This is a genomic window from Mesorhizobium sp. M0715 (genome assembly GCF_040320355.1).
Taxonomy (GTDB): domain Bacteria; phylum Pseudomonadota; class Alphaproteobacteria; order Rhizobiales; family Rhizobiaceae; genus Mesorhizobium.
In genome coordinates this window covers 147331-158224 of record NZ_JAMYPL010000014.1, presented here as the reverse complement: position 1 = coordinate 158224, position 10894 = coordinate 147331, and the positions used below count along the sequence as shown (strand labels likewise).

The following is a 10894-nucleotide window of genomic DNA, read 5'->3' as shown; positions in this document are numbered from 1 at the left end:
CGACTCGTTCTGTGGTCTTCTAATTTTTTTAAAACAAAAAAAAAACCAGCACCCCCACATCCCCTACGCCGCCCACTAGCCCCCCCGCTTTTTTGTTGTCCGGGATATCCGTTATCAGGCGATCAGCTGGCCAAAACGGTCGACTTCATCGGCTGTCGTCGCAAAGCTGGTGACGAAGCGGTAGAGCAACTCGTCCTCGCCGATGTGGCCGTCAAAGCCATGCGGCTTGTGCCAGTCGTAGAAGGCGGCCCCCGCGGCCTGCAGCCCCTCGGCCTCGGCTTTCTTGATCACCGCGAAAACCTCGTTCGCCTGCGGCAGCCATGCCAGCTTGGCCGTGGCCGAATCCTCGATCGCGGCGGCAAGGCGTGCGGCCATAGCGTTGGCGTGGCGGGCGGTGTCCAGCCACAGTCCATCCTTGAAATAGGCCTCGAACTGCGCCGCGACGAAGCGCGATTTCGAAAACAGCTGGGCGGCGCGCTTGCGCAGGAAGGCCAATTCCCTGGCACGATCAAGATCGAACAGCACGACCGCCTCGGCGCACCAGCAGCCGTTCTTGGTGCCGCCGAAGGAGAGGATGTCGACGCCGCGTTTCCAGGTCATTTCGGCCGGTGTCGTGTCGAGTGCGACCAGCGCATTGGCAAAGCGGGCGCCATCCATGTGCAGGGGCACCGAATATTGTTTGGCGATCGCGGAGATCGTCTCGATCTCATCCAGGCCGTAGATGGTGCCGACCTCGGTCGACTGGGTGATCGAAACGGCCATCGGCCGTCCCCAATGGACGATTTCCGGTGCGAAACGGCCGATGGTCCTTTCCAGATTGGGCGGATCGATCTTGCCCAGCGCGCCATCGATGTCATGCAGGCGAGAGCCGCCGGAAAAATACACCGGCGCGCCGCATTCGTCCTCGATGACATGCGATTCGCGATGAGCAAAGGAAATGCCGCCCGGCTTGTTGTAAGCGGTGAGCGCCAGCGAGTTGGCGGCCGTGCCGGTGGCCACGAAGAACACCGCGACCTCGCGTTCGAAAATCTCACTGAAGCGCTGGTAGACTGCCCGGTCGAGCGCACCGTCGCCATAGGCGGTGGAAAAGCCGCCGGCATTGGCCGACAGGCCGGCGGCAATATTGGGATGGGCGCCTGCCCAATTGTCGGAAGCGAAGAACATGCATCTGCCTATGTCTTGGGAGATCGGGGCTTTGGGGAAATCAGCCTGAAGTTGACCGGTTTCGCGAGCGGACCGCAAGGGGCCAGGCGCCGGAAAAATGGTAAAGCCAGCCAACCGACAAAGCCCAGGTCGAAGACTGAAGCTTACGTTTTTCCTCAACTTCACGACATTTTCTGTCGCGGAAAGCCCAAGTTTTTTGTGAATCGGTCTTGTGTGCGTCCCAGATTTCTGCGATAAAAATTTAGGACAGTAGTGCTGTCTTATTTTGTCGCACAAAACGAGCTGGATTGGCGTATCATTTGGGCCTCTCCGGCTGTTGCCGCGAGCGACAGGTGGACAGCCAGACTCTGGCCTGTACGATTACCAGATGCGATCCATGCGGAAAGCCGCCTGGTTCGGCAAGGATTTCGCAAGACGTGCCACAAGGATCAGGGTGAGCCAAGCGCTTGCCGAGGCAAACCAGCGCCTGAATGGCTGGGAATGGAGGACAGGAGATGACGGACATGACGCACTCTGCGACGAACGGCCAGGCCGCGCAGACGAAAGCGGCAACCGTCAAAACCATGTCCCGGACCGATATTGGCCGAACCGCCAACGGCCTTTCCGCCCAGGGCCTTTACGATCCTCGCAACGAGCATGACGCCTGCGGCGTCGGCTTCATCGTCAATATGAAGGGCGTGAAGTCGCATCAGATCGTCAAGGACGGGCTGGCTGTGCTCGAAAACCTGACGCATCGCGGCGCCGTTGGCGCCGATCCGCTGGTCGGCGATGGCGCCGGCGTGCTGGTGCAGCTTCCCGACCAATTCTTCCGTGAGGAGATGGCGGCCCAGGGCATCGACCTGCCGCCGGCCGGCCAGTACGGCGTTGGACACTGGTTCATGCCGCAGGACGCGGCCCTTCGCGCCCATATCGAGGACATCATTGCCGAATCGGCGCAATCCGAGGGGCTTCCGCTCATGGGTTTCCGTGACGTGCCCGTCGACAATTCGTCGCTGTCGAAGGCGCCTGACATCGTGGCATCCGAGCCGTTCCATCGGCAGATATTCATCGGCCGCACGCCAGACATTACCGATGACGAGGAATACGAGGCCAGGCTCTATCTGCTGCGCAAGGTGATATCGGGCCGCATCTACGCCGAGAACGACAACAAGGACATCGGCGCCTATTGCGTGTCGCTGTCGGCGCGCACCATCGTCTACAAGGGCATGTTCCTGGCCTACCAGGTCGGCGCCTATTACAAGGACCTGATCGATCCGCGCTTCGAGACCGCGCTGATCCTCGTCCACCAGCGCTTCTCGACCAACACCTTCCCGTCTTGGAAGCTGGCGCATCCCTACCGCATGGTCGCCCACAATGGCGAGATCAACACCGTGCGCGGCAACAACAACTGGATGGCTGCGCGCCAGGCGTCGGTCGATTCCGAACTGTTCGGCAACAACATCTCGAAGCTGTGGCCGATTTCCTATGACGGCCAGTCCGACACCGCCTGCTTCGACAATGCGCTCGAGTTCCTGTTCCAGGGCGGGTACAGGCTCAGCCACGCCATGATGATGCTGATCCCGGAAGCCTGGGCCGGCAACAAGCTCATGGATGCCGATCGCAAGGCCTTCTACGAATACCATGCGGCACTGATGGAGCCGTGGGACGGGCCGGCGGCGGTGGTTTTCACCGATGGACGCCAGATCGGCGCCACGCTCGACCGCAATGGCCTGCGCCCGGCACGCTACATCGTCACCGACGACGACCGCGTCATCATGGCCTCGGAAGCCGGCGTGCTGCCGGTGCCCGAGGAGAAGATCGTCAAGAAGTGGCGGCTGCAGCCAGGCCGGATGCTGCTGATCGACCTGGAGAAGGGGCGTATCGTCTCCGACGAGGAGCTCAAGTCGGAGATCGCGACCAAGCATCCCTACAAGACCTGGCTCGCCAACACACAGCTCATCCTCGAAGATTTGAAGCCGGTCGAGCCGCGCGCGCTGCGCAAGGATGTCAGCCTGCTCGATCGCCAGCAGGCGTTCGGCTACAGCCAGGAAGACACCAAGCTTTTGATGTCGCCGATGGCGACAACAGGCCAGGAGGCGGTGGGCTCGATGGGCACCGACACGCCGATCTCGGCGATGTCGGACAAGTCGAAGCTGCTCTACACCTATTTCAAGCAGAATTTCGCCCAGGTCACCAATCCGCCGATCGACCCGATCCGCGAGGAGCTGGTGATGAGCCTGGTGTCCTTCATCGGGCCACGGCCCAACATCTTCGACCTGGTCGGCAATTCGCGCCGCAAGCGGCTTGAGGTGCGCCAGCCGATCCTGACCAATGGCGATCTCGAAAAAATCCGTTCCATCGGCCACACCGAGGACCGCTTCGACACCAAGACGATCGACATCACCTATGGCTCGGCCGAAGGGGCCGCGGGCATGCAGGGCGCCATCGACCGGTTGTGCGAGCGGGCGGAGGCGGCGGTCGCCGGCGGCTACAACATCATCATCCTGTCCGACCGCCAGGTCGGGCCGGACCGCATCGCCATACCGGCGCTGCTGGCTACGGCTGCGGTCCATCATCACCTCATCCGCAAGGGGCTGCGCACCTCGGTCGGGCTCGTCGTCGAATCCGGCGAGCCGCGCGAAGTGCATCATTTCTGCTGCCTTGCCGGCTATGGCGCCGAGGCGATCAACCCTTACCTTGCCTTCGACACGCTGCTCGACATGCACAAGCGCGGGGAACTGCCGAAGGAGGTGGACGCCTACGAAGTCGTCACGCGCTACATCAAGTCGATCGGCAAGGGCATCCTCAAGGTGATGTCCAAGATGGGCATCTCGACCTATCAGTCCTATTGCGGCGCGCAGATTTTCGACGCCATCGGCCTGAAGACCGATTTCGTGCAGCAATATTTCACCGGCACCGCGACGCTGATCGAAGGCGTCGGGCTGGACGAGATCGCGGCCGAGACGCTAAGCCGCCACAATGACGGTTTCGGCAACGACCCCGTGCTGCGCAACAGCCTCGAGGTCGGCGGCGAGTACATGTACCGCATGCGCGGCGAGGCCCATATCTGGTCGCCCGACGCTGTCGCCACCTTGCAGCACGCCGTGCGCCAGGGATCGTGGGAAACGTTCAAGGACTATTCCGCCCAGATCGACAGCGAGACGGCCCGCGCCCAGACCATTCGCGGCCTGTTCAAGATCAAGCTGGCCGGAGAAACCGGCCGCAAGAAAGCGGCGCTCGACGACGTCATGTCAGCGGCCGACATCGTCAAGCGGTTCTCGACCGGGGCGATGTCGTTCGGTTCGATCTCGCGCGAAGCGCACACGACGCTGGCGCGCGCGATGAACCAGATCGGCGGCAAGTCGAACACCGGCGAGGGCGGCGAAGAGGCCGACCGCTATCTGCCGCTGCCCGGCGGCGGCAAGAACCCCGAACGCTCGGCGATCAAGCAGATCGCCTCGGGGCGTTTCGGCGTCACGGCCGAATACCTCGTCAATTCCGACATGATGCAGATCAAGGTGGCGCAGGGCGCCAAGCCCGGCGAGGGCGGCCAGTTGCCCGGCCACAAGGTCGACGCGACCATCGCCAAGGTCCGGCATTCGACGCCGGGCGTCGGCCTGATCTCGCCGCCGCCGCATCACGACATTTATTCGATCGAGGATCTGGCACAGCTGATCTACGATCTGAAGAACGTCAATCCGGCGGCCGACGTGTCGGTCAAGCTGGTGTCGGAAGTCGGCGTCGGCACGGTTGCGGCGGGCGTTGCCAAGGCACGCGCCGACCACATCACCATTTCGGGCTATGACGGCGGCACGGGCGCCTCGCCGCTGACCTCGCTCAAGCATGCCGGCAGCCCTTGGGAAATGGGCCTTGCCGAGACGCACCAGACGCTGGTGCTGAACGGCTTGCGGTCGCGCGTCGCGCTGCAGGTCGACGGCGGCTTGCGCACCGGGCGCGACGTGATCATCGGCGCGCTGCTCGGCGCCGATGAATTCGGCTTCTCGACCGCGCCGTTGATCGCGGCCGGCTGCATCATGATGCGCAAGTGCCATCTCAACACCTGCCCGGTCGGCGTCGCGACTCAGGATCCGGTGCTGCGCAAGCGCTTCAAGGGCACGCCCGAGCATGTCATCAACTTCTTCTTCTACGTCGCGGAAGAGGTCAGGGAGCTGCTCGCCGAGATGGGCTACACCCATCTCGACCAGATCATCGGCGACACCGATCTTCTGGAAAAGCGCGACCTGATCGTGCACTGGAAGGCACGCGGGCTCGATTTCTCGAAGATGTTCTTCAAGCCGGATGCGCCGCATGAGGCCGTGCATTGGACCGAGCGGCAGAAGCACCCGATCGACGACGTGCTCGACCGCAAGCTGATCGAGCTGGCAAAGCCGGCGCTCGAGAGCAAGCTGCCGGTCAAGATCGAGGTCGATATCCGCAATGTCGACCGCTCGACGGGCGCCATGCTGTCGGGTGAAGTGGCCAAGCGCTTCAAGCACAAAGGCCTGCGCGAGGATACGATCCAGGTGAAGCTGACCGGCACCGCCGGCCAGTCGTTCGGCGCCTTCCTGGCGCGCGGCATCTCGTTCGAGCTTGTCGGCGCCGGCAACGACTATGTCGGCAAGGGCCTGTCGGGCGGACGCATCATCATCCGGCCGCCGGAAGGGGCCAAGATCGTCGCGGCTGAGTCCATCATCGTCGGCAATACGGTGCTCTATGGCGCAACCGAGGGCGAGGCCTACTTCGCCGGCGTCGCCGGCGAGCGTTTCGCCGTGCGCAATTCGGGCGTCGCCGCCGTCGTCGAAGGCGTCGGCGACCATGGCTGCGAGTACATGACCGGCGGCATCGTCGTCGTCATCGGCCAGACCGGCCGCAACTTCGCCGCCGGCATGTCTGGCGGCGTCGCCTATGTGCTCGATGAGGCGGGTGATTTCGCCGAGCGCTGCAACATGGCGATGGTCGAGCTGGAGCCGGTTCCGGAAGAAGACGATCTGATGGAAAGGCTGCTGCACCATGGCGGCGACCTCGATCACAAGGGCCGCGTCGACGTCTCCGGCGACATGACCAGCCATGACGAGGAGCGGCTTTACCAGCTGATTTCCAACCATGTGCATTACACCGGGTCGGTACGTGGCCGCGAGATCCTTGACGACTGGACGACATTCCGGCCGAAATTCCGCAAGATCATGCCGGTCGAATACCGCCGCGCGCTGATCGAGATGGAACGCATGCGCATGGGCGTGGCGGCGGAATAGATTTGGAATTGCCGGGGGGCCCAGGTTTCCCGGCCCATCTTCATCGATAGTTTGACCTCGTGCGAAAGGTTGCCATGGCTGCCTCAAGGGGTTAACGGGTGCGGCGAAAACCGTACCATCTGGACAGCAGGAACTGGACTATGGGCAAGGTAACAGGCTTTCTCGAAATCGACCGGCAGGTGCACAAGTACCAGCCGGCCTCCGATCGCATCCGGCATTTCCGCGAATTCACGCTGCCGATGTCGGACAAGGAGGTCGAGAAACAGGCCGCGCGCTGCATGGATTGTGGCATTCCGTTCTGCCACGGGCCGACCGGCTGCCCCATCCACAACCAGATCCCAGACTGGAACGACCTCGTCTACAATGGCGACTGGGACAACGCGATCCGCAACCTGCATTCGACCAACAATTTCCCGGAGTTCACCGGCCGCATCTGCCCCGCGCCCTGCGAGGAAGCCTGCACGCTGAACCTCGAGGACATTCCCGTCGCCATCAAGACGGTCGAGCAGGCGATCGCCGACAAGGCCTATGAAACCGGCCATATCAGGCCCTATCCGCCGGAAAAGAAAACCGGCAAGCGCGTCGCCGTCATCGGCTCCGGCCCTGCCGGCATGGCGGCGGCCCAGCAGCTTGGCCGCGCCGGCCACGATGTTCATGTATACGAGCGCGAAAGCCGGCCCGGCGGGCTGATGCGCTACGGCATTCCCGACTTCAAGATCGAGAAGCACTATATCGACCGGCGCATCGAGCAGATGCAGGGTGAGGGCGTGACCTTTCATTGCGGCGTCAATGTCGGCGTCGACAAGCCGGTTGCCGAGCTGCTCGCCGAACATGATGCGGTGCTCTATTGCGGCGGATCGGAAACGCCGCGCGCGGCCGGCATTCCCGGCGACGATCTCGGCGGCGTGCATGACGCGATGCCCTATCTGGTGCAGCAGAACAGGCGAGTCGGCGGCGAACCGATCCAGTCGGTGGCGTGGCCGTCGCATCCGATCATCGCCGGCGGCCAGCATGTGGTCGTCGTCGGTGGCGGCGATACCGCGTCCGACTGTGTCGGCACGGCCTTCCGCCAAGGCGCGGTGCGTGTCACCCAGCTCGATATCCGCCCGCAGCCGCCGGAGAAGGAAGACAAGCTTTCGGTCTGGCCGTATTGGGCGACCAAGATGCGCACCTCGTCTTCGCAGGCCGAAGGCGCGGAGCGCGAATTCCAGGTGGCGACGCTCGAATTCATCGGCGAGGAAGGCCAGCTGACCGGCGTCAAGTGCTGCGAGGTCGACGACAAGCGCAAGCCGATCGCCGGCACCGAATTCGTCATTCGTGCCGATCTCGCTTTCATCGCCATCGGCTTTGCCGGGCCGGCCGCGGCCGGTGTGGCGGGAGAATTGGACGGGCAGATGAAGATCGCCACCGACAGCCGCCGTTCCAGGAATGTCGAGGCCAATGACCGCGACTACAGGACCAGCGTCGACAGGCTCTATGCGGCCGGCGACGTGCGTCGTGGCCAGTCGCTGGTCGTCTGGGCGATCCGCGAGGGCCGCCAGGCGGCGCGTTCGATCGACGAGGCGCTGATGGGGTCGAGCGTCCTACCCCGCTGAGCCCATTTGAAAACTCTACTCCTGCGGCCATCTGAAGGCGTTTTCTGCGCTTCCGGTGCTCGCGTACTCAAATGTACGCTCCACTCCGGTTCTCGCAAACACCATCATATGACTCGCAGGAGCAAGTTTCGAAACGGCCTCAGAGCCGCTTTGCGATGCTAACGATTGATCGCGGTCGTGGTGTCGGTGGTGGCTGCGGCCTTCGGCGGCCAGGAGAAATCGTCGGCGCGGCCGGGCGATGCAATCGGTGCCTTGCCCTCGACCACAAGCTTTTCACCGGGCAGGTCCGGATTTGCCTTCGCCGGCGGTGCCGCGCCCAGCAGTTCGGAGCCACCGTCGAGTGCCGGATCGCTGAGCAGCATCGGCGCGGTGCGGTCGATGACGATGGGGGCCGCGGCCGGCGCCGGCGCCTCGACAGGGGCGCCCGCCGGAGCGGACGGCGTAACCACGCTTCCAGGCGCGGTCAGGCCGAGGATCTTCAGCAGCGGTTTTTCGGTGTAGAAGGCGAGCTTGCGCTTGCCCGCCCTCGAGACGTTGATGCCGTCATCGGCGCGCAGCCGCACCGGCTGGCCGTTGATGTCGGGGCCGCTGGTGACGAAAGCACCGTTCTCATCGACGAAGCCGTCCCAGACGTCGACGAATTCACCGCCATGGCTTTCAGCGGCCTGATGGTAGATGTCGTTGAAGGCCAGCATGTCGGAGGTCATCTTCGGCACCCGGAACGCCGGCATGCCGACCCATAGGAAAGGTACCTTTGCCTCCGCCATAGCTTTGCCGAACGCCTCGGTCCGGCGCTCATATTCCTTGGTCCAGGTTTCAGAGCGGGGTTGTTCGCGCACGTCACCCACCTTCATCTGCTGGCGGTCGTTGGAACCCAGCATGACGATCACGGCGGCAGGTTTTTCGGTCTCGATCAGCGATTTGATCTGTTCGGGCCAGTTGTAGAAGTCGTCGCGTACGAAGCCGGACGAGCCATTGCTGCGAACGACGATCCTGACGCCGGTATTCTCGGCAAAGGCGGTGTCGAGGCCTTCGGCGAGGCCGGCCGCCATGAAGTCGCCGACTACCAGGACGGTGCGGGCGTCCGGTGCCTTGTCGACCACCGGGATTTCCGGTTCCGCGGGCGGGCGAGGGGCGCGGGGTTTTTTCGCCTTGGGCCTGGGCCTTGCTTTCTGGATGTCCTGCGGCGGCTCGATGCGCTCGCTGCGGCGCGGGAACAGAAGGTCGCGCAGCGACCAGCCGCGGTTTTGCTGCTCCTGCGCCATGGCGGGCGCATGAAAGGCGCCAGCCACACCGACGGTGAGCACGATCACGGCCAGGATGAGCACCGGCATGCGACGAACAAGCCCTGCGATGCGCGCAGCCGAAGCCAATCGTTTCCTCCATCCCTTGGCGCAGCCCTTTTTTTGAAAAGTCGTACTTTTCAAACGGACTTTGCGCCAACCAGATTGCTACAGCGTCCTTTGCGCGGCCGAAAGGCCGCGCGGCACCGCAGGCGGCTCTATTTCTGCCGGAGCCACTTCAGCACTTCCATGCTCGGGTAACCGTCCTGGGTCAAGCCGGCCTTGGCCTGGAAAGCCAAGATGGCTGATTTCGAGCCGTCGCCTATCTTGCCGTCGAACTTGCCGTCATAAAGGCCATGTTGGGAAAGCCGCTGCTGCAGCTCCTGCCTTTCCTCGAAAGTGAGCTTGGTGAAAGGCCGCTTCCAGTCCTGCACGAGACCGCTGGAGCCGGCGATTTCGTCGGCAAGAAGGCCGACGGCAAGCGCATATTTGTCGGCATTGTTGTAGGCTTTGATGACCGTGAAATTCTTGATCATCAGAAAGGCCGGCCCGTTGCGGCCGTCCGGCACCTTCAACGTCGCCTTGTCTGAGCCGTTCTTGAACGGCTTGCCGTTGGCCCTGACGACGCCCAGCGCCTGCCATTGCGACAGCGTCTTGGACCCGGCGGGAAGTTTGCCGGCCGGCAAGGCGACCTCATAGCCCCAGGTCTTGCCGGCCTGCCAGCCATTCTTCTTCAACAAATTGGCTGATGTCGCCAGCGCATCGGGGATCGAATTCCAGATGTCGCGCTTGCCATTGCCGTCCATGTCGACGGCATAGTGCAGATAGCTGGTCGGAATGAACTGGGTGTGGCCCATGGCGCCGGCCCAGGATCCGCTCAGATGGCTTTCGTCGATGTCGCCGGTCTGCAGGATCTTCAGTGCGGCGACCAGCTGGGTGCGGGCGAATTTCGCCCGCTTCGGATCGGCATAGGCCAAGGTTGCCAGCGAGCGCACGACATTGCGCATGATGTCGTCGCGCTTGAGGATCTCGCCATAGTTCGATTCCATCGACCAGATGGCCAGGAGGATGTAACGGTTGACGCCGAACCTGGCCTCGATCCGATCCAGCCACGGCTTCCATTTCCTGGCCATCTGCTGGCCGACGGCGACCGACTGGTCATGGACGCGGTTGTCGAAATAGTCCCAGGCAGGAGCCGTGAATTCAGGCTGCGTACGCGCCTTTTCCAGCACCACCGGATCGATATCCCTGATGTTCCTGAAGGCCTGGTCGTAGAGGGCGCCGGAAACGCCGCTCTGCACGGCGGTGGCGCGGAAGCCGGCGACCCACTGCCGGAAACCGGCATCGGCGAAAGCGGGGCCAGGCATCAGCAGAGCGAGCGATAGGCTGGCTGCCGCTATGACGCTGGTAAAACGTTTTGCGGCATTGCGAACGGACATCTTTTCCTCCTTCTCTGTCTCAGGAAAGACCATTCATCGCCGAACCAGGTTAGGAATTAGTTTACCATAGGCGCCACCGGGAACGAAAAGACGCTTCGAAGCTTTACCGGTGGACATTCCTCTCAGTTGCCCAGTAGTCCCCAATTCCGGCGTGAAAATGTCTTGGAACGGGGATTGCGGAG

5 protein-coding genes are annotated in these 10894 nt (G+C 62.9%); 2 read left to right on the top strand and 3 right to left on the bottom strand.

The features are described from left to right. Positions 1–114: 114 nt before the first annotated feature. Positions 115–1164: a threonine aldolase family protein gene (locus NKI21_RS18330; protein WP_352441859.1), complete on the bottom strand. Its 1050-nt coding sequence runs from the start codon at positions 1162–1164 to the stop codon at positions 115–117. A gap of 494 nt (positions 1165–1658) precedes the next feature. Here NKI21_RS18330 and gltB point away from each other — a divergent pair, with 494 nt between their 5' ends. Together gltB and NKI21_RS18320 are read left to right on the top strand one after the other, a co-directional pair. Further along, positions 1659–6395 carry a glutamate synthase large subunit gene (gene gltB / locus NKI21_RS18325; RefSeq protein ID WP_352441860.1) on the top strand — a complete coding sequence of 1579 codons (4737 nt, stop codon included), beginning with the start codon at positions 1659–1661 and terminating at the stop codon, positions 6393–6395. A 140-nt stretch (positions 6396–6535) separates the two neighbouring features. Next, positions 6536–7990, top strand: coding sequence for a glutamate synthase subunit beta (locus tag NKI21_RS18320; RefSeq protein ID WP_352441861.1), 1455 nt, complete (start codon positions 6536–6538; stop codon positions 7988–7990). A 158-nt stretch (positions 7991–8148) separates the two neighbouring features. On the opposite strand, the gene NKI21_RS18315 is transcribed toward NKI21_RS18320, so the two are convergent. Both NKI21_RS18315 and NKI21_RS18310 read right to left on the bottom strand, forming a co-directional pair. Then, positions 8149–9363 carry an SGNH/GDSL hydrolase family protein gene (locus NKI21_RS18315; protein ID WP_352441862.1) on the bottom strand — a complete coding sequence of 405 codons (1215 nt, stop codon included), beginning with the start codon at positions 9361–9363 and terminating at the stop codon, positions 8149–8151. Positions 9364–9491: 128 nt separating this feature from the next. Continuing rightward, positions 9492–10712, bottom strand: coding sequence for a lytic murein transglycosylase (locus tag NKI21_RS18310; RefSeq protein ID WP_023810071.1), 1221 nt, complete (start codon positions 10710–10712; stop codon positions 9492–9494). Between the last annotated feature and the right edge of the window lie 182 nt (positions 10713–10894).